The sequence below is a fragment of the Thermococcus marinus genome (assembly GCF_055389025.1).
Window position 1 is genome coordinate 541646 of record NZ_AP042417.1, and the last position, 23826, is coordinate 565471.

Genomic DNA, 23826 nt, shown 5'->3' on the forward strand with positions numbered 1-23826 from the left:
ATGAGAAAGGTTTCGGCCGTGCTTTTGCTTCTCCTGCTCCTCTTGCCGCCCGTTTCTGCCGGCGGGGTTAGTTATTATCCTGATAAGGCCAGTTTTGAAGAGTTTTTGCAGTCCAACACAACCTATCAAGTTGTTCCCGGAGAGGACGCATGGGCGAGGGGCTGGGCGCGCTACGTTGATGCAAAGCTCGGTGAGGTCTTGGAGCACGGAAACGGCACAACAGTTCTCGTTGGTAACGTCTACGAGAACCCCGAGATGAGACTGCTTTGGAACCTGACGGGTCTCCCTGAAAGCTTCTCCCTTTCCCCGATGGTGGTTGTCGTTAACGACACCGTTTTTATAACCGGGGCCGAGGACAACATCTACCTGACGCACGAGGCTTTCTCCGAAATCTGGGCCCCTACTAAGGAGGCATTAACCGTCTTTGCAGTGCTGGCGCTGGCTATAATCATTCTCGTGGTGCTCAGTCTCAGAAAGGGCAGGGACTACTCCCCCAGGTTCTTTATCCTTGCGGCTTCTTTGGTACTTTCGTGGTTCTTTGTCTCCAATGAACCTTCTCTCTCTGAAAACTCAGTGAATTTCCTCTTTGAGGCACTGACCGTTTCATCCGGTGGAGCGTCGTCTTCTCCACTGGCTACATTGGTGGGAGGCATTCTTTCCGTCATCCCTCCGGTTGACGAGAACCTCTGGCTGGTTCACTGGCTTCTCCTCCTCTCAATGGCGGGGCTGTTCTTTTATGTTGCGCCCAGACATGAGAGGGGGCTCGGCTTTGTCGCCCTTGGGCTGGCCCTATCTTCGCCGGTCTTCCGCTCCGAGGTCTGTGCCCTCGGCTCAGTCCTCCCGGGCGTCGTACTGATGCTCCTCGCCCTTGCCCTGGCAATGAACCTGCCAGTTACCCCTGGCATGGGAAGAACTGTTCAGGTACTGGTGCTTTCGTTCGCCACGCTCGTCGCGTCCCTCGTGAACCCCTACGCCCTGCTGTTCCCCCTGTTTCTCGCCCTCACGTACCCCGGAAGAAAGTCCATGAACTCTCTCTACCTTGTCCTGACGTGGGCTGGCTTTGGAGCTCTGGTTAGAGTTTACGGCTCCGACTGGTTGGCAAGTTGGACGAGCTTTCAGTTCAACGTGGGTTTCTTTGAGGGCATAGTATCGCAGTCTTTCTTAAGCCTTGTAGTTTTGCTCTACGCCCTGGCGGCAAGTTTTAGAAAAATAAGGTGGAAGGGCCCGACTGCGTTCATAACGCTCTCGACGCTTGCGTTCTTTCTGATGGCACCTTTCGTTGAGGGGTTATTCCCCTACGTCCTGGTTCTCATTTCAGTGCTCGCAGTCAGGCTCGTTCACTCGGTCATTCAAACTTGATTGCCCCGAAAACGGCTCCCTTGAGGTGGGGGCCGATTTCCTTGATGATGCCCGGTGCCTGGGTGCCCTTCTTTAGGACGAGAAGGGTCTCCATGAGCCCGAGCTCTTCCATCCTCTTGACGTCCCTTCCGTGACCGGTTTTGATAAGCGCCTCTTCGACCTTCTCGCTTATGGTTCCCGCTATGAAGAGCTTGTCGTGGCCGTCGCTCAGCCACTCCTTAATCTTCCTCAGCTGGGCTTCGCTGAAGGCGAGCTCGACTTCCCTCGCCCCAAACTCGATGTCAGTGACTTCCACCTCTACCGGGAGGTTGTCAATCCAGCCGAACTCGCGTATCATCTGCCTTACCGGCTTGTCCCTGAAGGTCTTCTTGAGGTAGTAAAGGGGAATTAGCGCGTCCTTTGGCCTGGGCTTGAAAATCCCTATATCGACGTAGGTGCCGTACCCGACCTTACCGAGGTCTATGAAGCGCCCCCTGTAGGTCTTCCCAACTTCAACGTTCTTGAGGCTGTAGGGAACCTCGCCGAACTCCTCTCTGACGAGGTTGGCGCTTACCTCTTCGTCCTCGCCGGAGAGGCTTACCTTCACCCAGTTCTTGGTCGTTGCCGAGAGCTTCCACTCGACTTCCAGGTCCGCCAAAAGGGGGCGGAGCTTCCTGTTGAGCTTGTCAAAACCGCTCCTGTCCCCGTAAACCTTCTCAAGAATAACCACTTCTTCCATCTTCACCATCCCCGAAGTTCATTAAAGGGAGCCATTCCTCCTTATTTTAACTCTTCTTTTGCCTGGGCTTCTTCCTGAGGCCCAGTTCAATTTCAAGCTCTTCTATACGCTTCTTGAGCTCTTCGACAATTCGGCTGTTGTCGTACTGCATGAGCATCTTACCGCATATCGGGCACTGGAACTCGTACTCCATGGCCTCGTCGAAGGTGAGCCTCGGGTGCCCCTCCTCACCGCACCAGTAGTAAATCTCGCTGGTCTCCTCTTCGAGCATCTCCTTGAGCTTCTTCAGTTCGGCCATTTTCTTGGCCCTTATTACTTCGGGCAGCCTCTTGGTCTCAAGGCGCCAGTAGTAGTAATACCACCCCGTCTCCGGGTCGCGGATTCTCTTGAAGTCGGCCAGCCCCTGATCGTTGAGCTGGTAGAGTATTCTTCTCACAGTGTTGACCCTTATGCCCGTTTTCTCGGCCAGCTCCTCGTCGGTGGCTTCCTTCATTTTTTCGAGGGCCTTAACTACCTCAACGGCCTCTTCTCCACCGATGTCCATTGCAATCTCGATGAGCTCCTTGTCCTTCCGTCTTGCCACTGGGACGACCTCCACGTATTTGATCGTGGTGCCTAAGACACCTAAACGGATAGACTCCGATATAAATATTGGGCGTGGGGCTATATATAAGTTTCCTGTCAAAATGACAACGATAATGAACAGAAAAGGACGTCAGTCGTTGAAGTACTCGTTGAGGAGTTCCTTTGCGGACGGCTTGTAGAGCTCGATAACCTCGATGTCCTCGATGACGTTTCCCTCGCGGAGCTTGAGCTTGACCTTTCCTCCGTAGACCTGAAGGTCGTCGAGCATGCCGTATATCGCGTCCTCTGCCTCAAGGGGGCTCTTGAACTTCATTATGTACTCCTCTCCATCAGGAAGGATGAGCTTGACCCAGTACTCGTTTTTTCTCTTGAATGGCCTTGTTATCTTTGGCTTGAAGTTGTCAATCACTATTTCCAAAGGGCTCACCTCCGCTCTTTAGCCTCTCTAACCTTTTTTGAAGCCCGAATTTTTAAGGTTTTCCAACGGTGGAGGGCCATTGTTACCATGGCAAATCGAGGTTCAGCTCTTTTGACATTTTGATGACCTCTTCGAGCGGTATTATTGCACTCCTCGCGCCGACCTTCTGGACGGTCAGATAGGCCAGGAGCATGCCGAGCTTGGCGGCGTCTCTGAGAGACCATCCCTGGAGAACCCCGTAAATCACTCCCGCGTCGAAGGAGTCTCCCGCCCCCGTGCTGTCAACGACCCTTGCGCTCAGTCCGCGGACTTCGTAGGTCTCGTCCCCTTCACGGACGAGTGCTCCTCCCCCATTGAGGGTTATTATGAGGTTCTTTGCGTTGCTGAGGGAAGTGTCGAGGGAGCCGTACTTCCTCCTGTACTCGTCTTCGTTCATCAGGAGGTGGTCTATCATCCCCTCAACTTCTCTCGGCAGAGTCGCCTCTCCGATGTCCACCGAAATCAGGATTCCGTTGGCGTTCGCGAAGCGGACGGCTTCCTCTATGAGCTCCGGCGGGTTGGACGAGAGGTGCAGGAGCTTCGCCTTTCTCGCGTAGTCCGGCTTGAACTTCCTGAGTGCGTTGGCGCCGGGGTGCTTGATAATCCTCTTGTCGTCCCCGTGAACCATGGCCACAGCCACTCCTGACGGGACGTCAACAACGTCTATGCCGGACGTGTCAACGCCTAGCTTTTCGAAGTACCTCAGGTGGGCCTCGCCAATCTCGTCCCTTCCAACGGCGCCGATGAATCCGGTCTTCAGTCCGAACGTCGCGAGCCAGCTTATCGTGTTCCCGGCGGCACCTCCGAGGCCGAAGTGTGCCTCCTTTGAGACGACCTTCTCATGGAACTCGGGGAAGCGGTCAAGGAGGAAAATTATGTCGTAGTTGAGGTTGCCCATCCCGATGACGTCAAACATCTTTCTCACCTCCCTCAGCTCTCGAATTGTGTGGGCATTAGGGTATTTGCGTTATTAACCTTTGTCTCCAGAAAAAAGTTTAAATATCCATTCCTACCCACATATGAGTAAGAGGTGGACAAAGATGATGCTCATACTCGAGGCTTACTTCAAGAACTATCCTGCCAGAAGAAAGGTTGCCGAGTTCCTGTTTGAGAACGGCCTGAGCGTGCGTAACGGTAAAATTTACATCAGGAACGTGGAGGTTCCAATAAGCGAGCTCGCGAGGGCAATAGGGGTGAACAGGAAGATAATCTACCACACCATAGAATACATCGAGAAGACTTACTCCCTCAAGCTCATTTTCGAGCGCCTGAACCCTCTTCCGGGCCTCATAGACGTCGCGCCTTTAATGGGCTGGGAAGTGCTTGAGATTGACGTGGATAAGGGGGGCTACGAGAGGGCCTTTGCCGAGGTAATGCGGATTCTCGCCGAGAACAACGTCCGCGTCATGGAGGTCTTCAGCAGAAACCTGCGGGAGGGAACGAGCAAGATATTCATCGTCATAGACGGCACCCTCCCAGTCGAAACGTTCGCAAAGATAAAGGACATCCGCGGGTTCCAGAAGTTCATACTCCACACGCCTGAGAGGGAGAAGGAAAAGCTGGTGTGCAACTACTGTGAGGTCAAGTACTGCCCGAAGAGAGTTCTCCTTGAGGCGACTACCCAACGACCTTGAAGCCCTCAAGGCCCTCCGGTTCTTCCCACTTTACCTCCACCCTCGTTACCCTCGCTAGGGGCGGCCCCTGGTGGGCCCAGCCTATCAGTGCCTCGACCCTTTCTTCATCGCCTTCTATGACTGCTTCGACGCTGCCGTCCGGCAGGTTCCTTACCCAGCCAGCCACTCCGAGCTTCCTCGCTTCCCTCTGCATGCTCCAGCGGAATCCCACTCCCTGGACTCTTCCGTATATCCTTAGGTGAGCCCTGACCTTGCCCATACACCATCCCGTTTCAATTTCTCCCACAATGAATTTAAGCTTTATTGGCCCATTATATAAGGGATGTCCGATGGAGGCGATATTCGTTTACACGACCTTCCCTGACTGGGAGAGCGCTAGGAAAGTCGTCAGGGAGCTCCTTGAGAGGAAGCTGGTAGTCTGCGCCAACATGAGGGAGCACGAGGCCATGTACTGGTGGGAAGGGAAAATCGAGGAGGGCCGGGAAATCGGCGTAATTCTCAAGACCGAGGTCAGCAAGTGGAAAGACCTCAGGGAGGCTCTGAAGGAGCTCCACCCCTATACTGTTCCCATAATAGCCAGAATTGACCTCGACAAGCTCAACAGGGAGTACTCAGAGTGGATGGCGAAGGTGCTGTTTGGATGATTAGGAAGGTTAAACCCGAAATCCGCGTCGTTGGGTTTGACGACGGGACCTTCTCCTTTTCTTCCAAGCTCGAAAGGGAGAAGACAATCCTCTTTGGCGTCGTCATGAAGGGCTCTAGGGAAGTCGTTGGTGCGGTATCGAGGTGGATAACCGTTGACGGCACCGATGCCACGGAGAAGCTTATCGATGCCGTTGTCAATTCCCGCTTCAAGGACTTGAGGGTGATTCTCCTCAAGGGGATTACCTACGGCGGCTTCAACGTGGTCGACCTTGAGGCCCTCCACCGCGAGACGGGCCTGCCGGTTATTGTCGTCGTAAGGAAGAGGCCAGACCTGAAGGCGATGGAGCTCGCGCTGAGGAAACACTTCCCCGACTGGGAGGGGCGGGCCGAACTTCTCAGAAAGGCCCCGCCGCTCCTTGAGATGATCCCAGGAAAGCTCTACGTCCAGGCCGTCGGGCTGGAGCCCGAGACCGCGTTTGAGGTCGTCAGGGTAACGACGAGGACGGGCTTAATCCCCGAGCCCCTCAGGCTTGCACACATCGTGGCGAGCGCCGTTATGACCGGCGAGAGCACGAGGGAGTAGCTTTATAAGGCCGAAAAGATAGGAAGAAACGACCGATGATGGCAACAGGGTAGCTACCGAAGTGATGAGGAAGCCGTTCCAGTCTGAGGTCACTCGCACGGGACGAGGAGGACGGGAGCTTTTGAGTCCCTCATGACCCTCTCCGCAGTGCTTCCGAGTATCAGGTCTTTGAGGACGCTGCGTCCCTTCTTGCCGATGACTATGAGGGTTGCCCCTTTGGCTAGAGCGGTTCCTATTATCGCTTGGCTTGCGGCTCCCACCAGGACTTCGCGTTCGAACTCGGCTTTGACTCCTTTGGCAGTCTTTTCAAGATTCTCCTTGGCGATCTCAATGTTGTGCTCAAGCTCGTCGATTTTTCCGTAATCGACCGAGTGGAGGAGGATTCCCTTCTCTATGAGCTCCTCGAACTTCCTGACGGTCTTGACTATCTTAATGGAGCACTTGGAGAAGTCGAGCGCCACGAGGGGTCTCCTGAAGATTTCGGAGCAGTCCACCGCCAGCTCAAAGGAGTCGTCCTTTTTGACGTACTTGAGCAACAGGACGGGCTTCTTCGTCGTCCTCGTGAGGTTCGAGGCGGTGCTCCCAAGAAACATCTGCCTCCATACGTTCTCGCCGACGCTTGGCGTCACGACGAGGTCTACCCCAGCTTCCTCGCTGGCCTCGGCTATCTCCAGAGAAGGAATTCCCACTCTCACCTCTGCCTTGGCGTTGATTCCCTTCTCCCTGAGCTCTTTTGCGAGCTCTTCGAGCTTCTCGCGGTAGATTTCCTCAAGCTCAAATGCCTCAAGCTCTGCAACGGTCAGGTCTATGACGTGGAGGAGGTAGAGCTCCTTGGCCCCCATTTCGAAGAGCTTGGGGATGCACGTCCTCAGCGCGTGGAGAGATACATCAGAAAAGTCGGTTGGATACAGAATTCTCTCAAACATTTTGGTCACCCAAGTATAAATATGTCCTCCAATGTTTATTATCGTTGCGATGAGCTATTGGAAAGCGTTATAACGTTCAAGTCCAAGTTTGAGCGGTGATTGCTATGGTCAAGAGGGTTCACCTTTTCGACTGGCATAAGGAGCATGCCAAGAAGGTTGAAGAGTTTGCGGGCTGGGAGATGCCTATCTGGTACTCCAGCATAAAGGAGGAGCACCTCGCCGTCAGGAATGGCGTTGGAATATTCGACGTCTCCCACATGGGAGAGTTCATATTCCGCGGTAAGGACGCTCTTGAGTTCCTCCAGTACGTCACGACTAACGACATAAGCAAGCCGCCTGCGATAAGCGGAACCTACACGCTCGTCCTCAACGAGAGGGGAGCCGTTAAGGACGAGACTCTCGTCTTCAACATGGGGGACGACACCTACATGATGGTCTGCGACAGCGACGCCTTTGAGAAGCTCGACGCCTGGTTCAACGCGATAAAGCGCGGGATTGAGAAGTTCGGCGAGCTTGACCTCGAAATCGAAAACAAGACCTACGACATGGTCATGTTCTCAATCCAGGGCCCGAAGGCGAGGGACCTCGCGAAGGAGCTCTTCGGCATAGACATCAACGAACTCTGGTGGTTCCAGGCCAAGGAGGTTGAACTCGACGGAATCAAGATGCTCCTCTCGAGGAGCGGCTACACCGGTGAGAACGGCTTCGAGGTCTACTTCGAAGATAAGAACCCCTACCACCCCGACCCGGAGAAGAGGGGCGAGCCCGAAAAGGCCCTGCACGTCTGGGAGACGATTCTGGAGGCCGGCGAGAAGTACGGCATAAAGCCCGCGGGACTTGGAGCGAGGGACACCCTCAGGCTTGAGGCCGGCTACACCCTATACGGAAACGAGACCAAGGAGCTCCAGCTCCTCAGCACTGATATTGACGAGGTCACCCCGCTCCAGGCCAACCTCGACTTCGCCATATTCTGGGACAAGGAGTTCATAGGCAAGGAGGCACTCCTCAAGCAGAGGGAGCGCGGCCTCGGCAGGAAGATGGTGCACTTCAAGATGGTTGACAAGGGAATCCCGAGAGAAGGCTATAAGGTTCTGGCCAACGGTGAGGTCATCGGTGAGGTCACCAGCGGAACGCTCTCACCGCTCCTTGGAATCGGCATCGGAATAGCCTTCGTGAAGGAAGAGTACGCCAAGCCGGGCCTCGAAATTGAGGTCGAGATTAGGGGCAAGCCCAAGAAGGCTGTAACTGTAACTCCGCCCTTCTATGACCCCAAGAAGTACGGTGCCTTTAGGGAGGAGTGATTCCGGAAATTTTTTATTCTTCTCTTCTTCCACTTCGATCATGTCTAAAAAACACGCCGTTGGTGCGGTGCTACTGTGGTCAACGGTTGCCAGCGCCTTTAAGCTCTCGCTCCGCTACATGAGCCCGCTCCAGCTCCTGTTCTACGCGTCCCTAACTTCGCTCGTCCTCTTCGGAATCCTCTACGCGAGGGAGTTTAGGCCCACGAGGGAGAACCTCCGCTCGGCCTACCTCGGTCTGATAAACCCCTTCCTCTACTACACCGTGCTCTTCTCCGCTTACGACCGCTTGCCGGCCCAGGAAGCCCAGGCGCTAAACTACACCTGGCCTCTGATGCTCGTCCTCCTCTCAGTCCCCATGCTTGGGAAGAGACCTGGTGTGAAGACGGTATTTGGCCTCTTCCTTGGCTTTCTGGGCGCAATCATCGTTGCGACGAAGGGCAACGTCACGGGACTGAACTTTACCGACCCAATAGGTGTAGCCCTCGGCCTGGGGAGCGCGGTTATCTGGGCGGGCTACTGGCTGCTGAACCTCCGGGACGGGAGGCCTCTCATTGAAAAGATGTTCTGGAACTTCATCTTTGGGCTTGCATACATATCCGTGGCAGTTGCCGTTTCGGGAGAGTTTTCAGTGCCTCCCCTTCAGGGCCTCGCGGGTGCGGTTTATGTAGGTCTGTTCGAGATGGGGGTTACGTTCCTCCTCTGGTACCGGGCAGTTGAGAGCGACGTTGCCTTCGCCTCGAACCTAGCTTATCTTGTGCCCTTCCTCAGCCTGTTCTTTATCTCCCTCGTCCTGGGTGAGAGAATAGAACCGACAACCGTTCTGGGCTTGGTTCTGATAGTGGTGGGAATCCTTCTTGGAAGGGGAGAGTAAAGTGACTTTATCTTTCGCTATCAGTTGAAACGTTTGAACGCTATGAGAGCGGTTTGAAGCTATTAATGTCCTTCAGGAAAGGCTGGCAAGAAGCTTTTGGAAAAAGCTTCACCAAGAAACTTTGCCTTCGCAAAGTTTCATCAAAGTTTGTGATTCTTCTAACAGGGGCTTCTTCAAGAGCGTTTGCGCTTTTAACAGCTCCCGTGAGCTGTGGAATTCCATGATTTTGAAAACGTTTGGATTTAGGTTTGCTTTTTTCTTGCGCTCCGCAGGAGCGCTTCTTAGAGAAAACCCACCTTTAAGGCCCTCTTAAAGGGAATTCCTCCAAGAAAATGGCCGTTTAAAAGCTCAAACTTCTTAGAATTGTGTATTCTTGAACCTTGGTCAAACTTCGCGCAGGCGAAGTTTGCAATGGTGGGGGCGCGGGGATTTGAACCCCGGTCCGCGGGTTTCTCCGGGTCAGAGCTCCAAAGGCTCATCCCCAATCAGCAAACCCGCAAGTCCTCATACCTCTGGAGCCCGCGATGATGGACCAGGCTACACCACGCCCCCGTCCGACACAACCTTAACCGTCTGGGGTTTATAAACTTTGCTCCCGGAAGTTTTATTACCATCAATGCCCAAAAATATTCTGAGGTGGCCAAGTATGGAGGAGCCCGTTGTTATCGGAAAGGACAAGTTCAGGATTGGGGAGGACGAGACCGCCAAGAGGGAGCTCCGCGTCGTTAAAGTTCACGACGACGTCATACAGGTTCAGGAAGAAGTTCACGGCATCATTGCCCTCGTCGGCGCAAGCTCAAGTGTCAACATCAAGAAAGACGAGCTCAAGAACCTTATAAAGGTCGTAAAGGAGCAGTTCGGCTGGACGGATATCTGTGAGTGATTTCCTGATTTCTGGGCAACCACCTATTTTTTCTGCTTCCCGCATCTCATTTGGATTTTGACGCCTTCTTGTATATCATCGGCGGTGATATTAACGTTTTATAAACATAAAATACTCAATTTTTCTCGGGGTGGTTGCTGTGGCAGTTGGAGACAAGATAACGATTAGTGTAATCAAGGCCGACATCGGCGGCTGGCCGGGACACTCAAGGGTGCACCCCCAGCTCATCGAGACCGCTGAGGAAGTTCTCGCCAAGGCCAAAGAGGAAGGAACAATAATCGACTTCTACGTGGCCTACGCGGGCGATGACCTCCAGCTCATCATGACCCACAAGAAGGGCGTTGACAGCCCCGACGTTCACGGACTTGCCTGGAAGGCCTTCGAGGAGGCAACCAAGGTCGCCAAGGAGCTCGGACTCTACGGTGCCGGGCAGGACCTTCTCAAGGACGCCTTCAGCGGAAACGTCCGCGGAATGGGCCCAGGCGTTGCCGAGATGGAGATTACCCTAAGGAAGAGCGAGCCGGTGGTTACCTTCCACATGGACAAGACCGAGCCCGGTGCCTTCAACCTGCCGATATTCAGGATGTTCGCCGACCCGTTCAACACCGCTGGTTTGGTCATTGACCCCAAGATGCACATGGGCTTCCGCTTCGAGGTCTGGGACATAAAGGAGCACAAGCGCGTTATCCTCAACACCCCAGAGGAGCTCTACGACCTCCTTGCCCTCATAGGAGCTAAGAGCCGCTACGTCATCAAGCGCGTCTTCCCGAAGGAGGGCCACCCAATTCCAAAGGACGAGCCGGTCGCCGTCATCAGCACCGAGAAGCTCTACGAGATAGCCGGCGAGTACGTCGGCAAGGACGACCCGGTTGCGATAGTTAGGGCCCAGAGCGGGCTCCCTGCCCTCGGAGAAGTCCTTGAGCCATTCGCCTTCCCGCACCTCGTCAGCGGCTGGATGAGGGGAAGCCACAACGGCCCGATAATGCCCGTCCCGATGCACCAGGCCAACCCGACGAGGTTCGACGGCCCGCCGCGCGTCGTCGCCCTCGGCTGGCAGATAAGCCCAGAAGGAAAGCTCGTCGGTCCTGTTGACCTCTTCGACGACCCGGCCTTTGACTACGCCAGGCAGAAGGCCCTTGAGATTACAGAATACATGCGCAGGCACGGCCCGTTCGAGCCCCACAGGCTTCCGCTCGAGGACATGGAGTACACCACCCTGCCCGGTGTGCTGAAGAGGCTTGAGGAGCGCTTTGAGGACATCGAGTGATTCTTTTCTCTTCTTCTTGGTTTTACTTGCTTTCAGAGTGCTATCATGAGTTAAATTGCTAAGGTTTTTATAATTCAACACCCAACTACTTTATTGAAACAATCGGAAGCCTTAAATATTCTTCACTAAAAAGCTAACACCCGGAGTGATACAAAGGGGTGAGGAGTATGAAGTTCACAGTTCTCAGGATCAACCTGGGCGAAAAAAAGGTGGAGAACGAAGAGCTTGAGAAGGACGGAGTGTACGGCATCATAGACTACGGTATCGACCTTCACGAATCTCTTGAAACCCACTCCCTCGACCCCTACGACCCCAAGAACGTCGTTGTCATGGGTATGGGGCCGTTTTCTGGCTCGACTCTCCCCGGAGCGCACAGGCTCATGTTCTTCTTCCGCTCACCGCTCTACGGGACGCTGTTCCCCTCCGCTATGGGTGGAGCGGCCTACGCCTTCAAGAACGTCGGCGTTGACTTCGTGACCTTTGAGGGCAAGTCCGAGAAGCCCGTCGTGGTTCTCCTCTACAACGACGGCGAGAACATTAAAGTTGAGCTCCACGAGATCGAACTTGAGAAGGTCGTTGAAATCTGGAGGGGCTACAAAGGCGAGGAGGGTGTCTATGCCCTTACCCAGTACCTCATCGACACCTTCGGCGGACGCTTTGACTTCGAGTACCGCATAGCCGTTGTCGGACCGGCGGCTCTTAACACCAACTACGGTGCGATATTCTCCCAGGCCCTCAGGAAGGGAGAGAGGCTTGTTGGCAGCGAGGACTGGGCCGCGAGAGGTGGCTCGGGAAGCGTTCTCCTCCGTGCCCACAACGTCGTTGGAATTATCTTTGGCGGAAAGCCGAGGAAGAGGAAATTCCCGGGCGAGGACATCTCGAACTTCAGGACGGCGAAGGAGATAGTTGAGGGCGTGCACAAAAAGCCCTACAACGAGATTATTGCTGAGAAAACCACCAAGTACCGCTTCAACCCCAAGCTCAACACCGGCGGAACCTTCGGCGGAAACTATCCCGCTGAAGGCGACTTTGTCCCGATACTCAACTGGCAGATGCCCTACATCCCGAAGGAGGAGCGCATTAAGATCCACGAGAACATAATGAAGCACTACTGGGAGCCCTTCAATGAGGAGGCGATAAAGCCCAAGAACTGGACGACCTGCGGCGAGCCCTGTCCGGTCGTCTGTAAGAAGTACCGCCGCGGCCACCACGTCGAGTACGAGCCCTACGAGGCCAACGGCCCGCTCAGCGGAAGTATAAGCCTCCGCGCCAGCGACATAAGCGTCCACGCCGTTGATGCGATGGGCTTCGACGCCATCGAGTTCGGTGGAACAGCTGCCTGGGTTCTTGAGCTCGTCCACCGCGGTCTGCTCAAGCCCGAAGAGGTCGGCATAAGCGGAAAGCCCGAGTTCACGAAGGAGGCACTCATCGAGCGCCCGGTCGAGGCGAGCGAGGTCAACGCGAAGCTCGTGGCTGAGCTGGCGCACCGCGTTGCCTTCGCCGAGAACGAGATTGCCAAGATTATCGGCCTCGGCAAGAGGAAGGCGAGCGTAATCTTCGACGAGAAGTTCAAGGACAGGCTGAGCTACGGTGAGAGCTTCAAGGACTACGCCGTCTTCACCCCGCTCGGCGAGGACGGTGAGATGACCCCGACGATGTACTGGGCGATAGGCAACTACATCCCGCTCCCAATCCAGGGCCGCTACTGGACGTTCTACCAGTTCGGCGTCTTCCTTGAGCCGGAGGAGCTCGCCCAGAAGATAATAGCCAGCGCCCTCTGGGAGTTCTGGTACGACAACGTTGGCTGGTGCCGCTTCCACAGGGGATGGATGAAGCCCGTCCTCAAGGCCCTGTTCATGGAGGCCTACGGCGAGAACGTTGACATGGAAGAGCACGCAAGGAAGCAGATAAGGCGCCTTATAGAGTATGCCAGGAAAGCCGGCTACACCCCGGCCTTCTGGGACAGCATGCGCGTCATAGATCTCGTGGCCGCTGGAAGCGAGGAGTTCGGGAACGAGCGCTGGGCCGAGCGCTTTAAGATTGACAAGGTCGGCACGGCGAAGGAGTACCTCAGCAGGGTTCTCGATGCGTACAGCGAGGAGCTTGGAGTGGAGTGGAGGCTTTGAGAGTACCTCTACACCCTTTTTTATGTGTCCTTTTTGTTGAAAAGTGAAAAACGAAAGTTAACTGAAGACTTCAACGTAGAACCCGACCGGGACGTTGGTATTAACGTGGTCTGACTTCCAGAACTCCCACCATGGCTTGTTGATTGGAATCGAGATTTTGTAAGCCGATTTTGCCGCTGAGAACTTCACATTGTTGACTGAACCATCGTTCCGGATTTCACCCATGACTGCATATGTGGAGTATCCCTCAACGCTGAAGCCCACGAGCAGTGAGTTAAACCAGGGGGGCAGTCTTTCCCCTGTAAGGTAGTTTATCAATGCTCCAACGGGTGCACCTATTCCAAAGGAATATCCTTTTGTTTCAGTGTATATTTTGTCAAAGAAGTCCGCAAGGTAGACGTCTTTACCCCTGGGGGCGTTTAACGTTACGTATTCCATTGGAACGTCCTCCGGGTAAAATTGAGGTTTCTCGAAGCTTACTCCAGATTCTATGTCTTTAACTGATCCATGTTGAGATGAATACTCAAAGCGGTCAATCTTTGCGAAGTACCTTTCATTTCCAGTAAAGAGACATGTTGGATTGGGGTGATACGCGCTCTTGTAGCAGAAGTACTCCTTTTGATGTATGTAGTGGATAGTGCCCTTCACCCATATGTACCCCCACGTGTTGCTGGGTTCCATGTTTATAATACTGCCACCGCGGTACCAGTCTGTAAAAGACCTTCCTAAAACTTTCAGTTTTATTGAACTCGGATCAAACGAGACTTTCTTCGAAATCTGGTCTCCAAAAGCGACTGTGATGTCGGGCCCCATGTACGAGCCATGTTTTGCTCCGAGCTGGACTGTGGCACTGATTTTTGTTTTCGACTTTTTGTGAATTATGAGTAAAGGTATCTTGATGTTTGTAAAATAGCGTTCATCAGCCGTTCTCCACTCGTACCAGTGCTTCGTTGGACTCATCGGAGTAATCTCTTTGGACGAAGTTCTAATTATGTGGGGTGATGGAATAGAAACAACGGAGGCCTCTTTGAGGTTTAATTTGAACTTTATGCTCTTTTCGAGCTCCCATCCGCTCAAGGACCTGTCAAATCCATCAACCAAACTGTACACTTTGCCATCTTTTTCCACCCACACGTCTATTCCAATGAACGCGGTTTTCGACCCAATTTTCTTTGCCGTGTTTTCTATCCTCTGAAGTTCACTTTTTGAGAGGTAAATGCTGTCCTTGAAAAACAAGTGGTCACTAAGTACTCCTCTTTTTATTACTATTGGACTTCCATTTTCAGCGAATGTCCATACCGCGTAGTATATCTTAGCCCCCTGGAACGCGGGAGGAGTTGAGACATCAACCTCGACTTTTCCAATCGGGGTGGCCGTGGCAACTACCGCGATGAGGAGTGAAGCCGTTAGTAGAAGTCCAATAAACAGCCTCTTCCGCACTGCCTTCACCCCACAAGTTTTCCGTTGTTAAATGTGCAATTAATCTTTATAAGTTTCCTTCCTATTTCAAGTAAATATTTCTGCTTTTTTCCGAGTACTGTTGTAGTTTAATTATCCATCGGGGCGACTAGTAGTTCCATGGGACACCTAGGATGTGCTTTCCGTTTCTTGGGCAATTGGGCAAACATCAAAAATGAGGGATAAAAAAGGCTAAAACGGCTTTTCAAGCATATAGCTGGAGCCAACGTTTCTGATTGCAAAGGCTGTGAAAATAACCGTCAGAGCTCCGGATACCAGCCAGGGTATTGGGCTTATCTCCTGAAGCCCAATTGCTGAGCGGACACACAAGAGGAGATGCGTAACGGGATTCAGGTAGAGCGCCGGAAAGCTTGAGCGGTAGTAGGCAGGGGAGAACACCACGAAGAGCCAGGGAAGTATTCCCGTAACGGCCATTGCCTTGTAGGGGTTTCCAATCCTTGCCCCTATTGCGACTGCCAATGCTCCTAGTTCAAGGAAGGTGAGCAAAAGTGCCAGGACTAAGAGCGGAACGTTTATCCTGCTCACTCCTTGGTAATAGAGTATAACGGTGAGACCTATTAGTACTTGAGGAATGACCATGAGAGAGTACGTTAGGAACTGTGCGAGAACAACTGTGGAAATCTTTGGTGGCAACGTCGAGTAGAGTTCAAGAACGCTGGGTTCAAAGATGTTGCTGACCCTGTTCGTCAGCGTTCCAAGGAAAGAACTCACCAGCGAAACGACGATGAAACCGCTCACGAGATATGAAATATCCTCAGGAGTTCTTGAGCTTGAGTTCATTATCATCATAAACAGAAGGGCGAGCGGCATGATAAGGAGATTGACTGTGAGGAAAGTCTTGTAAATTCTCATTCCCTTTAGCTCCATTCCGATTAGGGGCCGAATCATTCTCTATCCCTCCCAATGAGATTTATAACGAGGTTTTCAAAGGAGGGAGACTCGAGTTCGAGATAAGACACACCGACGCTCTTGGTGATAGTCTCAACGGTCTCCAGAGCTTTCTCAAGCGTATCAAATGCCATCTCGTAGAGGTCTCCGCGTTTTTTGTGCTCCTTGGGAAGGATGCTTGCGGGTATCTCCCTTTGGGGTATTAAACGAACCTCAGTGGGCATTTTAATCATTGAAACTATGTCGGCAGGAGTGCCTGAGGCCACTATTTTTCCATGGACGAGAAGATACACCCTATCGCACAGGGCCTTAACTTCGTTCATGTCGTGGCTGGCGAGGAGAATTCCCTCGCGATTTGAGTTCATTATTGCCTCCCACAACCTGTGCTTTGTAACGATATCCACCATACTCGTCGGCTCGTCGAGCACAAGGACGGGAAGCTCCTGGACGAGTGCCATCGCGAGCAGGAGGGACTTCTTCATGCCACCAGACAGCTGATACCCGAAGAACTTTGATGCCCCGTCGAGCCCAACAAGGCTCAGAACTTCCGAGATCTTTTTCTCCATTTCCTTCCGTGGAGCGTTCCCGTGCCTCATCCTGAAAACGTATTCAAGAACTTCCTCAACCCGCAGGGATGGAAAGCTCAGGGGGTACTGGGGCACGTAGGCGAGCGTTCTTTTTATGACGTCTGGATTCTCAGCTATGTCTTCGCCCACGACTCGAATGGAACCTTCGGTGGGTTTCAAAAGCCCCAACAGCTGACGTATTAGTGTTGTCTTTCCCGCACCGTTGGGCCCGATGAGGCCTACAATCTCGTTCTTTCTAACTTTGATTGAAATTCGGTCGTTGGCCTTTGTTCCGTCGGGATAGACCTTGGTGAGGTCGTTAATCTCTATCACGTTCATTGTTCACCCTCCAGGAGTTTTTTGTATCTTGACTTAACATAAAGTGTTAGAAATTCGCTGTAATTCTGTAGGTGTTCTATATTACAGGAAATTTTGGATTTTGATGCTTTAATGCCAATTTCCCTTAAAGAATCTAAATCTCTTACTGCCACTTTTAGAGTATCATAATTTAACATTGGTTCTCCTCCGAAGAATACAACATTAACATTTCTCAGAATGTTTGTCCGCTTGTTTATTAATTTCATTATTCTATTCCAGCCATCAGTTGTTAAATCTTGATTATTATCTAGAGCTTTTCTTAAATCTTGGTAACAATAAGGGCAAGAGAGATTACATCTTGAGGTTAAGTTCACAAACATTCCCATGTGTGTTGGCGTATATTTTAGAATATTCACATGGGTTCGCATCAGCTCTTTTTCATCTAATTCAGAGGGTATCAAAAATCCTAAAGCTGTTAGTTCTTTAATTAGCTGATCATTAAGCGTTCCATTATCAATACCAACGTTGGCATTGTTGATACTATTTTTAAGTCTGTTCCAAACTTCTTCTGAAATGGCAACTAAAGAGCGTGAAAGGGTATTAAATAGTATCACACGTCCCTGATATGGAACAGCGAGAGTATATCTTGAAAGTTTGATCCCGTTCATTTCCATATTCACACCTCCTAATTTTTATAGTATCTGAAATAAAATAAGTAGTAAAAAATAAAGAAACACAATCAGTTCGGGTTATCCTTTACAGGATTACAGAAGCTCCCGCAGATGAAAAAGTTTGGCTCGTTGAACCCGAATGCACCTTTTTCCAGTACAATCAACTCTTCCATGTCATCACCTCCTAAAGTTTTTGCATTATATTTTAACCAACTTCCACTTATAAATCTTTCCTTTTACTTTAGGTATAGGTTCTTTCTTTTTTTTAGAGTATGAGCTTATTCGAACCTGAGTTTTCCTATTAGAACGGACCAAAAGAAGCCAGAGTAAAAGAGTTGCATAGTCGTGCAACAGCCAAACCCTTTATAATATCTATCCCGACATCTTCTTAGGTGGTAGAATGAGGGCAGTTGTAATAGGCTCTGGAATCGGAGGCCTTCTGACTGCTTCATTTCTCGCCAAAAACGGCTATGAGGTTACGGTGCTCGAAAAGTCCCCGAGAATTGGTGGCAGGTTTGCGAACCTTCCATACGGGGGCTTCGGCCTCTCCACTGGTGCCTTCCACATGCTCCCCCACGGCGAGGATGGGCCTCTGGCCTATCTCCTGAAACTGCTCGGCGCGAAAGTCCAGATAGTCAACTCCAACCCGAAGAGCATGATTTTCTATGAGGGCAAGACCTTCCACTACCGCGAGGGCTGGAAGTACCTGAGCATTACCGAGAAGGCGAAGGCCACGAAGCTTCTCCTCGACATTAAGCGCGGGAAGCTGCCTGTGGACGACCCGGAGATGAGCGGTCGCGAGTGGATTCGGGAGAAGATAGGCGACAACGAGTTCGTTGATCTGTTCATCAAGAGCTTCCTTGGCTGGGCTGACAGCGTCTTAGACGTCCCGGCCGGAGAGCTGGCGAGAGAAATCAAGGCCGCCCTGAAGTGGGGCGGGCCCGGCCTTGTTAAGGGCGGCTGTAAGGCCCTGACCGGGGAGCTCGCAAGAATTGTGAGGGAAAACGGCGGGAAGATACTCACGAGGAAGAAGGCCGTTGAGGTTGATGCCGACTCAAAGAAAGTAATCACCGCCGATGGCGAGGAGTTCCCCTACGACGTGCTGATTTCAAACATCGGCATAAAGGAGACCGTCGAGCTCATCGGGCGGGAACACTTCGACCGCGACTACCTCAAGCGGGTTGATTCCCTAAAGCCGAGCGAGGGCATAAAGTACAACGTGGCGCTGAAGGGTGGGCCGAGGATAGGCAACACCGTCGTCTTCACCCTCGACACCGAGAGGATAAACGGCTACAACGAGCCTTCATCGCTCAGCTCCGAGCTCGCCAAAGAGGGCTACACCCTGATAATGCTCCACCATGCCCTTCAGAGCAGGAACGTGAAGGCCGAGCAGAAGAAAGGTATCGAGGACATCTACAGAATCTTCCCGAACCTCGACGAGGAGGGGAAAATCCTGCTGATTCAGACATACCTAGACGGAAACCCCGTGAACAGGGTGGCGAGTGGGCAGGTGGTTGAAGGCTTCCCGGTCGAGGACGTTTACGTCGTCGGCGACGCCTACAAGCTCCCCGGAGGGATAGAGGTCGAGGGGATAGCGCTGGGCGTGATGAGGACGCTTGAGAAACTCGGTCTTGGAAGCTTTTCGGAATGGTATTTATGAATGAAAGCCTCTCTCCCATTATTCTTTGCATTTGTAAATTACGGCATAAATGGGCCGAACCTTTTTCAAATGGACATCGTTGGTACCTAACGAACGTTTTTATTCTCATACCCGGAATTATCCATCAATGGGGGTGAATGCTGTGAAGAGAGTTGTAATAGCCCTTGGCGGTAATGCAATCCTTCAGAGGGGCCAAAAGGGAACCTACGAGGAGCAGATGGAGAACGTGAGGAGAACTGCCGGGCAGATAGCCGATATAATCGAGAAGGGTTACGAGGTCGTCATTACTCATGGCAACGGCCCTCAGGTCGGTGCGCTCCTTCTCCACATGGACGCTGGCCAGCAGGTTCACGGCATACCGGCCCAGCCCATGGACGTTGCCGGGGCAATGACACAGGGACAGATTGGATACATGATTCAACAGGCGTTAATCAACGAGCTCCGCGCCCGTGGAATAGAACGGCCTGTGGCAACGATAGTGACCCAGACGGTAGTTGACAGGGACGACCCGGCCTTCCAGAACCCGAGCAAGCCGGTTGGGCCTTTCTACGACGAGGAAACTGCCAAAAAGCTCGCGAGGGAGAAGGGCTGGACTGTTATAGAGGACTCCGGCAGGGGCTGGAGGCGCGTCGTGCCGAGCCCAGACCCCAAGCACCACGTTGAGGCCCCGGTTATTCAAGACCTCGTGGAGAAGGGCTTCATAGTCATAGCCAGCGGCGGCGGTGGGGTTCCAGTCATCGAGGAAAACGGCCAGCTCAAGGGCGTTGAGGCTGTCATAGACAAGGATTTAGCTGGAGAGCGGCTTGCTGAGGAAGTGAACGCGGACATCTTTATGATACTCACGGACGTCAACGGTGCGGCCATAAACTTCGGAAAGCCCGACGAGGAATGGCTCGGAAAGGTCACCGTCGAGGAGCTCAAGCGCTACTACGAGGAGGGCCACTTCAAGAAGGGTAGCATGGGGCCGAAGGTTCTCGCGGTTATCAGGTTCATCGAGTGGGGTGGAGAGAGGGCGATAATAGCTTCGCTCGACAGGGCGGTTGAAGCGCTCGAAGGAAAGACCGGGACTCAGGTCGTGAGGGCATAACCGTGTCTCTACTTTTCTCCTTATCCGGACACGCTTGAATTTCCTGTGTGTCCCTCACGGTTGGATTTATATCCCCTCTAGAAGCGGAGGCGTTGAGGGTGTTTTTCTTTGGACTTTTCAGTTCCTCTGGCCAAAAAGTTTTTATTTGATTCCTCATTTTTCAGTCCAGATGTTTGGAGTGAACAGAGCTGTTCTAAAAATTGGAGAGGGGTAAGAGAAATGCCAACGGTTAAAGTAGACCCAGAGGAGATTAAGAGGATCAAGAGAGAAATTGAGGCCCTTGAAAAGGAGAGAAACGAGATAAGGGCCAAATTAGATGAGCTCGAAAAGGAGCTACAGACCTGGATTCAGAAGAGAGATGAGAAGAATAAGGAAGTGCAGCAGCTCCGCCAGAAGGGCAGGGAGTACAAGGCAAAGAGGGACGAGATAAACCAGAAGATTCAGGAGCTCAAGAAGAACAGGGAGGAAATCAACGCCAAGCTCGACCTCCTCTACCAGGAAATCCTTGAGTACAAGACCAAGAGGGACGAGTACAACCAGCTCAGGAGGCTCAAGATGAGACCGGAGAAGATTCAGGAGAGGATAGAGAAGCTCGAGTGGGAGCTCCAGACCAACCCGAACATCACTCCCGAGAGGGAGAAGCAGATAGTCGACCAGATACAGGTTCTCGCGACCGAGCTTGAGATAATCCAGCAGGCTGACCGCTTCCACAAGAAGCTCGTCGAGACGAGGAAGAAGGTCGACCAGCTCAAGAAGGCCAGGAAGGCCATAAGCCTTGAGATACAGAAGCTCGCCAACCAGAGCCAGCAGTACCACGAGCAGATGATTCAGGCCTTCAACAAGGCCGACGAGGTCAAGAAGGAGGCCGACGAGTACCATGCCAAGGTCGTCGAGCTCCGCGAGAAGGTCAGGGAGCTCAGGAGGGAGCTCAGGGAAATCGAGAGGAAGATCCGCGAGTACGATGAGAAGCACAAGGAGCTCATCGCCTACAGGCTCGTCGCGAAGATGCGCTCCAAGAAGGACGCCAGCTTCGAGAAGGCCGTTGAGGCCCTTGAGAAGTTCAAGCGCGGTGAGAAGCTCACCCTCGACGAGTTGCTGCTCCTCCAGAGGTACAACCTCGTCTGAGGCTTGCCTATGGAGGTCATCAAGCACGAAGGGCCTGGGAGGCTTGGGTTAGTCCGCTTAGAGGACTACTCCTTCAGAACCCCCGCTTTGGCCGGGGTAGACTTTACGCTCTCGCCCTTCAACTCATTCTTCCACCCGAAGGAGCCGGGCGATTACGACTTCAACCTGGCTCCGTCCATACCCCTCGGCTTTTACACCCCAGCTGAGGTCATTGGGAAAGCCCTTGGAAGGCTCTGGAGCGTTAACTACGAAGGTTTCAACGCCTTCTACCTTCCAGCCCTACGGAAAACTGAGTACCTCGAGGAGTTCTTCAAGATAATCGAGCGGTACAACTTCGATGCCGTCTACCTCGGCAACTCCAAAATCCTCGTCAAGGAGTACCGCTACTTCGTTAAAATCCTCCGCGCGCTCCGCGAGAGGTTCCCCAACCTGATGATTATAGCGGATTTGGAGCCGTTCTTCTATCCGTTAGCAGTTTACCTCGGCGTTGACGCCTTCGACACGCGCTCACTCAGGCTCTACGACTTCGAGAGCAAGGGGTTCACCCAGTACAGCCCCTTCCTTTGGGGGAAGGAGCCGAACTCCCTCAACTTCGCCAGGGAGACGATACTCCTCGTGAGGAAGGCCCTTGAGAGCGGTAAGCTCCGCTACCTCGTCGAGAACCTGTTTTACACCCAGTACCACGCTGGAATTCTCCGCATAGCGGATTTGGAACACGCCGATTACCTCGAGAAGTACACGCCGATCCAGAAGGAGACCGTCTACTTCATCAGCGACGCCTCCATCAGGAGGCCCGAAGTGAGGCGCTGGCACTCCCGCGTCGTTGAGCGCTTCACCCCGCCCAAGAACACCGAGCTCGTGCTCATCTTCCCGTGCTCGGCTAGGAAGCCCTACTCCTTCTCAAGGAGCCACACGCTCTACCGCAGGGCTGTAAAAGAGGCCCTCGGCTCTGGAATCAGCAGAGTCCACGAGCTGATACTCACCTCACCCTTCGGCGTCGTCCCGAGGGAGTGGGAGTGGCTAGCGAAGTACGACATAGTGGTTACAGGCCACTGGGGAGAGGAGGAGATTAAGCCCGCGGCCGAGCTCCTCGCGAAGACCCTTGAGAAGTACCCGAAGGACGTCCCGATAATAGCCCACCTCGACGAGGCCTACGTTGAGATAGCGAAGCTCGCGAGCGAGCTCTCCGGCAGGGAGATAATCTTCACCGACGTGAAGAACGGAACGACGAGCAGGGAGAGCCTCAGCTCGCTCACCGAGACGCTGAAGGAGTTCGAGCTTGAGGGCATGAAGGAAGATAGAACGTACCGCTACTTCGAGAACATCAGGAAGGTCTTCGACTTCTACTTCGGCATCGGCGCTGGTGAGGCCGTTCTCCCGGATAACGGCCACGTCAAAGGCTCTAAAATGCTCCGCCTCTTCGTTGAAAACCAGCAGACGGGAACTTTCAGGGACGGCGTCATAAGCGTCACGCCCTTCGGAATGCAGAGGATTTACGACTCCCTCAATGCCTACTGGGTGAAGATTGACTTCGACCTGCGCGGCGACGTCTTTGCGGTGGGCGTTAACGAGGCCGACGAGAAAATAAGGCCAGACGACATCGTTGCGGTCGTTAGGGACGAGCAGGTCGTTGGCGTGGGCAAGGCCGTCCTGAGCGGCGAAGAGATGGTCAGGGCGAAGAAGGGCGTCGCCGTCAAGGTGAGGAAGAGGGCGTAACCCCTAAAAACCCGCTTTTTTATCTTCCTTCATGCCCAAGTACTTCAAACGAGGAGTCAAGAGGGAGCACCACTTCCTGAAGGGCCTTGAGAAGCCGCTGGATGAGATAGCCTCGATTCTGGGTGTCAAGAAGGTAATCCCTGGAAGGATTTATGCGAGCGACTCAAGGGGCTTCGAGATTAAGGTGACGCGGGAGACGCGGACCGGCCTGAAGCTCGTCGCCAAGAGTGATGGCTCCGTTCAGGAAGTTTTTCTCGTCGTGGATAAGGCCGATAGGCAGAGGGTCTGGGCGGAAATTGAAAGATTAGCGGAGGATTGGAGGGACTAAAGCTCCCTCTTCCCCTCAAAGAACTCGATTAGTTCATCGTCGCTTATTTCCTCGTCCGCTTCCGTGTAGCCCAGCTCCCTCTTCTGGAGCTCTATAAGGCCTGGCGTTAGGAGGAGCTTCCCGTCCAGCTTCGGAACCGCGTAGTGGAGCGTTATCTCGCTGAACTCGTCCAGCTTTATCGTCGGGTTCAGCTCGTACTCAATCTCTTCGAGCCTCTTGCCGTCCGCGATGAGCCTGGCCACTATGCTGGCCCCGTCTATCGAGAACTGGGGTTTCCCGATGTGCCTGACTTTAACGCCTTCCATCTTCGACGTGATGAACTCCCTCGTCCTGCCCCTCGGGACGGCGTCACCGAGGATTCCGCCGACGACTATTATCGTGTCATCATCAATGTCTTCCGGCTTGAGCTCCTCTTCCGCCTGGAGGTCGAGGACTATGATTTTGGAGCGGTCAAACGGGAACCTGGTAACGCTCTCACCTATGACGCTTCCGAGCTTCGCGAGCTTCTCCCTCTCCCCCGGCAGGACGTTGGTGAAAATCAGTCCCTCCTTCCACCACTCGCTCACGTGCTTGTACTCCAGCCACAGCCAGTCGCTTATCTCCTCGAGGTGCTCGATCACGAGGTACGGCATG

Annotated in this window: 25 protein-coding genes and 1 tRNA gene; 14 read left to right on the forward strand and 12 right to left on the reverse strand. The window is 53.1% G+C overall.

Features of this window, described 5'->3' with window-relative positions; all coding sequences use genetic code 11:
* Entirely contained in the window at window positions 1-1359 is a 1359-nt protein-coding gene (locus tag ACZ5ER_RS02835) for a hypothetical protein (RefSeq protein ID WP_464934758.1), read from the forward strand.
* On the opposite strand, the gene ACZ5ER_RS02840 is transcribed toward ACZ5ER_RS02835, so the two are convergent.
* From ACZ5ER_RS02840 to ACZ5ER_RS02855, 4 genes are all read right to left on the reverse strand, one after another.
* On the reverse strand, window positions 1346-2077 hold the full coding sequence (locus ACZ5ER_RS02840) for a DUF2110 family protein (protein ID WP_050002125.1): 732 nt from the start codon (window positions 2075-2077) through the stop codon (window positions 1346-1348). The two genes, ACZ5ER_RS02835 and ACZ5ER_RS02840, sit on opposite strands and share 14 nt — an antisense overlap.
* 46 nt (window positions 2078-2123) lie before the next feature.
* Entirely contained in the window at window positions 2124-2660 is a 537-nt protein-coding gene (tfe, locus tag ACZ5ER_RS02845) for a transcription factor E (protein ID WP_050002124.1), read from the reverse strand.
* A gap of 132 nt (window positions 2661-2792) precedes the next feature.
* Window positions 2793-3080: a hypothetical protein gene (locus tag ACZ5ER_RS02850; protein ID WP_050002123.1), complete on the reverse strand. Its 288-nt coding sequence runs from the start codon at window positions 3078-3080 to the stop codon at window positions 2793-2795.
* 82 nt (window positions 3081-3162) lie between these two features.
* Window positions 3163-4035, reverse strand: coding sequence for an ADP-dependent ribose-1-phosphate kinase (locus tag ACZ5ER_RS02855; RefSeq protein ID WP_050002122.1), 873 nt, complete (start codon window positions 4033-4035; stop codon window positions 3163-3165).
* 124 nt (window positions 4036-4159) lie between these two features.
* Between ACZ5ER_RS02855 and ACZ5ER_RS02860 the strand changes: the two genes are divergently transcribed.
* The gene (locus ACZ5ER_RS02860) at window positions 4160-4753 is read left to right on the forward strand and encodes a regulator of amino acid metabolism, contains ACT domain protein (RefSeq protein WP_050002121.1); all 594 of its coding nucleotides are present in this window, start codon (window positions 4160-4162) and stop codon (window positions 4751-4753) included.
* Here ACZ5ER_RS02860 and ACZ5ER_RS02865 read toward each other — a convergent pair.
* Entirely contained in the window at window positions 4737-5012 is a 276-nt protein-coding gene (locus ACZ5ER_RS02865; RefSeq protein ID WP_050002120.1) for an acylphosphatase, read from the reverse strand. The genes ACZ5ER_RS02860 and ACZ5ER_RS02865 overlap by 17 nt on opposite strands.
* A 70-nt stretch (window positions 5013-5082) precedes the next feature.
* On the opposite strand from ACZ5ER_RS02865, the gene cutA reads away from it, so the two are divergent.
* Both cutA and ACZ5ER_RS02875 read left to right on the forward strand, forming a co-directional pair.
* The gene (gene cutA, locus ACZ5ER_RS02870; protein WP_050002119.1) at window positions 5083-5397 is read left to right on the forward strand and encodes a divalent-cation tolerance protein CutA; all 315 of its coding nucleotides are present in this window, start codon (window positions 5083-5085) and stop codon (window positions 5395-5397) included.
* Complete coding sequence (locus tag ACZ5ER_RS02875; protein ID WP_464934759.1) at window positions 5394-5981, forward strand: endonuclease dU; 588 nt, start codon at window positions 5394-5396, stop codon at window positions 5979-5981. Before cutA ends, ACZ5ER_RS02875 begins: the two co-directional genes overlap by 4 nt.
* A gap of 89 nt (window positions 5982-6070) precedes the next feature.
* Here the strand turns inward: ACZ5ER_RS02875 and ACZ5ER_RS02880 are convergent, their stop codons facing one another.
* Entirely contained in the window at window positions 6071-6907 is an 837-nt protein-coding gene (locus ACZ5ER_RS02880) for a universal stress protein (protein ID WP_050002117.1), read from the reverse strand.
* Window positions 6908-7011: 104 nt separating this feature from the next.
* Between ACZ5ER_RS02880 and gcvT the strand changes: the two genes are divergently transcribed.
* Together gcvT and ACZ5ER_RS02890 are read left to right on the forward strand one after the other, a co-directional pair.
* Window positions 7012-8208: a glycine cleavage system aminomethyltransferase GcvT gene (gene gcvT, locus ACZ5ER_RS02885; protein WP_050002116.1), complete on the forward strand. Its 1197-nt coding sequence runs from the start codon at window positions 7012-7014 to the stop codon at window positions 8206-8208.
* A gap of 40 nt (window positions 8209-8248) precedes the next feature.
* Window positions 8249-9079: a DMT family transporter gene (locus ACZ5ER_RS02890; RefSeq protein ID WP_464934760.1), complete on the forward strand. Its 831-nt coding sequence runs from the start codon at window positions 8249-8251 to the stop codon at window positions 9077-9079.
* A gap of 412 nt (window positions 9080-9491) precedes the next feature.
* Here the strand turns inward: ACZ5ER_RS02890 and ACZ5ER_RS02895 are convergent.
* Window positions 9492-9631 (reverse strand) — tRNA-Trp (locus ACZ5ER_RS02895).
* Between the two features lie 94 nt (window positions 9632-9725).
* Here ACZ5ER_RS02895 and ACZ5ER_RS02900 point away from each other — a divergent pair.
* The 3 genes from ACZ5ER_RS02900 (at window position 9726) to gor (ending at window position 13355) form a co-directional block, all read left to right on the forward strand.
* On the forward strand, window positions 9726-9962 hold the full coding sequence (locus ACZ5ER_RS02900) for a hypothetical protein (RefSeq protein ID WP_050002113.1): 237 nt from the start codon (window positions 9726-9728) through the stop codon (window positions 9960-9962).
* 139 nt (window positions 9963-10101) lie between these two features.
* The gene (fbp, locus tag ACZ5ER_RS02905; RefSeq protein ID WP_464935063.1) at window positions 10102-11229 is read left to right on the forward strand and encodes a fructose-1,6-bisphosphate aldolase/phosphatase; all 1128 of its coding nucleotides are present in this window, start codon (window positions 10102-10104) and stop codon (window positions 11227-11229) included.
* 167 nt (window positions 11230-11396) lie between these two features.
* A complete protein-coding gene (gor, locus tag ACZ5ER_RS02910; protein ID WP_464934761.1) occupies window positions 11397-13355 on the forward strand; it encodes a glyceraldehyde-3-phosphate:ferredoxin oxidoreductase in 1959 nt (652 codons plus the stop codon).
* A gap of 57 nt (window positions 13356-13412) precedes the next feature.
* Here gor and ACZ5ER_RS02915 read toward each other — a convergent pair whose 3' ends face one another.
* The 4 genes from ACZ5ER_RS02915 to ACZ5ER_RS02930 form a co-directional block, all read right to left on the reverse strand.
* Window positions 13413-14795, reverse strand: coding sequence for a hypothetical protein (locus ACZ5ER_RS02915; RefSeq protein ID WP_050002110.1), 1383 nt, complete (start codon window positions 14793-14795; stop codon window positions 13413-13415).
* A 210-nt stretch (window positions 14796-15005) separates the two neighbouring features.
* Window positions 15006-15722 carry a hypothetical protein gene (locus tag ACZ5ER_RS02920; RefSeq protein WP_464934762.1) on the reverse strand — a complete coding sequence of 239 codons (717 nt, stop codon included), beginning with the start codon at window positions 15720-15722 and terminating at the stop codon, window positions 15006-15008.
* Window positions 15719-16627 (reverse strand): ABC transporter ATP-binding protein, encoded by a 909-nt coding sequence (locus ACZ5ER_RS02925; protein ID WP_464934763.1) that lies wholly within the window; start codon window positions 16625-16627, stop codon window positions 15719-15721. Before ACZ5ER_RS02925 ends, ACZ5ER_RS02920 begins: the two co-directional genes overlap by 4 nt.
* The gene (locus ACZ5ER_RS02930; RefSeq protein ID WP_050002107.1) at window positions 16624-17280 is read right to left on the reverse strand and encodes a 4Fe-4S cluster-binding domain-containing protein; all 657 of its coding nucleotides are present in this window, start codon (window positions 17278-17280) and stop codon (window positions 16624-16626) included. Before ACZ5ER_RS02930 ends, ACZ5ER_RS02925 begins: the two co-directional genes overlap by 4 nt.
* Window positions 17281-17677: 397 nt before the next feature.
* Here ACZ5ER_RS02930 and ACZ5ER_RS02935 point away from each other — a divergent pair, with 397 nt between their 5' ends.
* The 5 genes from ACZ5ER_RS02935 to ACZ5ER_RS02955 all read left to right on the forward strand — a co-directional run bounded on the left by ACZ5ER_RS02935 (window position 17678) and on the right by ACZ5ER_RS02955 (window position 23193).
* The gene (locus ACZ5ER_RS02935; protein WP_464934764.1) at window positions 17678-18937 is read left to right on the forward strand and encodes a phytoene desaturase family protein; all 1260 of its coding nucleotides are present in this window, start codon (window positions 17678-17680) and stop codon (window positions 18935-18937) included.
* Window positions 18938-19079: 142 nt separating this feature from the next.
* On the forward strand, window positions 19080-20024 hold the full coding sequence (arcC, locus tag ACZ5ER_RS02940) for a carbamate kinase (RefSeq protein WP_050002105.1): 945 nt from the start codon (window positions 19080-19082) through the stop codon (window positions 20022-20024).
* Window positions 20025-20243: 219 nt separating this feature from the next.
* Complete coding sequence (locus tag ACZ5ER_RS02945) at window positions 20244-21149, forward strand: coiled-coil protein (RefSeq protein ID WP_050002104.1); 906 nt, start codon at window positions 20244-20246, stop codon at window positions 21147-21149.
* A 9-nt stretch (window positions 21150-21158) separates the two neighbouring features.
* Window positions 21159-22865, forward strand: a complete 1707-nt coding sequence (gene arcS / locus ACZ5ER_RS02950) for an archaeosine synthase subunit alpha (RefSeq protein ID WP_464934766.1) — start codon at window positions 21159-21161, stop codon at window positions 22863-22865.
* A gap of 31 nt (window positions 22866-22896) precedes the next feature.
* Window positions 22897-23193: a DUF2103 domain-containing protein gene (locus ACZ5ER_RS02955; RefSeq protein WP_464934767.1), complete on the forward strand. Its 297-nt coding sequence runs from the start codon at window positions 22897-22899 to the stop codon at window positions 23191-23193.
* Here ACZ5ER_RS02955 and ACZ5ER_RS02960 read toward each other — a convergent pair.
* Window positions 23190-23825 carry a hypothetical protein gene (locus ACZ5ER_RS02960; RefSeq protein ID WP_464934768.1) on the reverse strand — a complete coding sequence of 212 codons (636 nt, stop codon included), beginning with the start codon at window positions 23823-23825 and terminating at the stop codon, window positions 23190-23192. The genes ACZ5ER_RS02955 and ACZ5ER_RS02960 overlap by 4 nt on opposite strands.
* Window position 23826: the final 1 nt, after the last annotated feature.

What these genes read in the sequence shown, in the direction of transcription:
- ACZ5ER_RS02835 (WP_464934758.1), top strand. Translation starts at nt 1, where the DNA reads ATGAGAAAGGTTTCGGCCGTGCTTTTGCTTCTCCTGCTCCTCTTGCCG.
- ACZ5ER_RS02840 (WP_050002125.1), bottom strand. Translation starts at nt 2,077, where the DNA reads ATGGAAGAAGTGGTTATTCTTGAGAAGGTTTACGGGGACAGGAGCGGT.
- ACZ5ER_RS02855 (WP_050002122.1), bottom strand. Translation starts at nt 4,035, where the DNA reads ATGTTTGACGTCATCGGGATGGGCAACCTCAACTACGACATAATTTTC.
- ACZ5ER_RS02860 (WP_050002121.1), top strand. Translation starts at nt 4,160, where the DNA reads ATGATGCTCATACTCGAGGCTTACTTCAAGAACTATCCTGCCAGAAGA.
- ACZ5ER_RS02865 (WP_050002120.1), bottom strand. Translation starts at nt 5,012, where the DNA reads ATGGGCAAGGTCAGGGCTCACCTAAGGATATACGGAAGAGTCCAGGGA.
- cutA (WP_050002119.1), top strand. Translation starts at nt 5,083, where the DNA reads ATGGAGGCGATATTCGTTTACACGACCTTCCCTGACTGGGAGAGCGCT.
- ACZ5ER_RS02875 (WP_464934759.1), top strand. Translation starts at nt 5,394, where the DNA reads ATGATTAGGAAGGTTAAACCCGAAATCCGCGTCGTTGGGTTTGACGAC.
- ACZ5ER_RS02880 (WP_050002117.1), bottom strand. Translation starts at nt 6,907, where the DNA reads ATGTTTGAGAGAATTCTGTATCCAACCGACTTTTCTGATGTATCTCTC.
- gcvT (WP_050002116.1), top strand. Translation starts at nt 7,012, where the DNA reads ATGGTCAAGAGGGTTCACCTTTTCGACTGGCATAAGGAGCATGCCAAG.
- ACZ5ER_RS02890 (WP_464934760.1), top strand. Translation starts at nt 8,249, where the DNA reads ATGTCTAAAAAACACGCCGTTGGTGCGGTGCTACTGTGGTCAACGGTT.
- ACZ5ER_RS02900 (WP_050002113.1), top strand. Translation starts at nt 9,726, where the DNA reads ATGGAGGAGCCCGTTGTTATCGGAAAGGACAAGTTCAGGATTGGGGAG.
- gor (WP_464934761.1), top strand. Translation starts at nt 11,397, where the DNA reads ATGAAGTTCACAGTTCTCAGGATCAACCTGGGCGAAAAAAAGGTGGAG.
- ACZ5ER_RS02920 (WP_464934762.1), bottom strand. Translation starts at nt 15,722, where the DNA reads ATGATTCGGCCCCTAATCGGAATGGAGCTAAAGGGAATGAGAATTTAC.
- ACZ5ER_RS02925 (WP_464934763.1), bottom strand. Translation starts at nt 16,627, where the DNA reads ATGAACGTGATAGAGATTAACGACCTCACCAAGGTCTATCCCGACGGA.
- ACZ5ER_RS02930 (WP_050002107.1), bottom strand. Translation starts at nt 17,280, where the DNA reads ATGGAAATGAACGGGATCAAACTTTCAAGATATACTCTCGCTGTTCCA.
- ACZ5ER_RS02935 (WP_464934764.1), top strand. Translation starts at nt 17,678, where the DNA reads ATGAGGGCAGTTGTAATAGGCTCTGGAATCGGAGGCCTTCTGACTGCT.
- ACZ5ER_RS02945 (WP_050002104.1), top strand. Translation starts at nt 20,244, where the DNA reads ATGCCAACGGTTAAAGTAGACCCAGAGGAGATTAAGAGGATCAAGAGA.
- arcS (WP_464934766.1), top strand. Translation starts at nt 21,159, where the DNA reads ATGGAGGTCATCAAGCACGAAGGGCCTGGGAGGCTTGGGTTAGTCCGC.
- ACZ5ER_RS02955 (WP_464934767.1), top strand. Translation starts at nt 22,897, where the DNA reads ATGCCCAAGTACTTCAAACGAGGAGTCAAGAGGGAGCACCACTTCCTG.
- ACZ5ER_RS02960 (WP_464934768.1), bottom strand. Translation starts at nt 23,825, where the DNA reads ATGCCGTACCTCGTGATCGAGCACCTCGAGGAGATAAGCGACTGGCTG.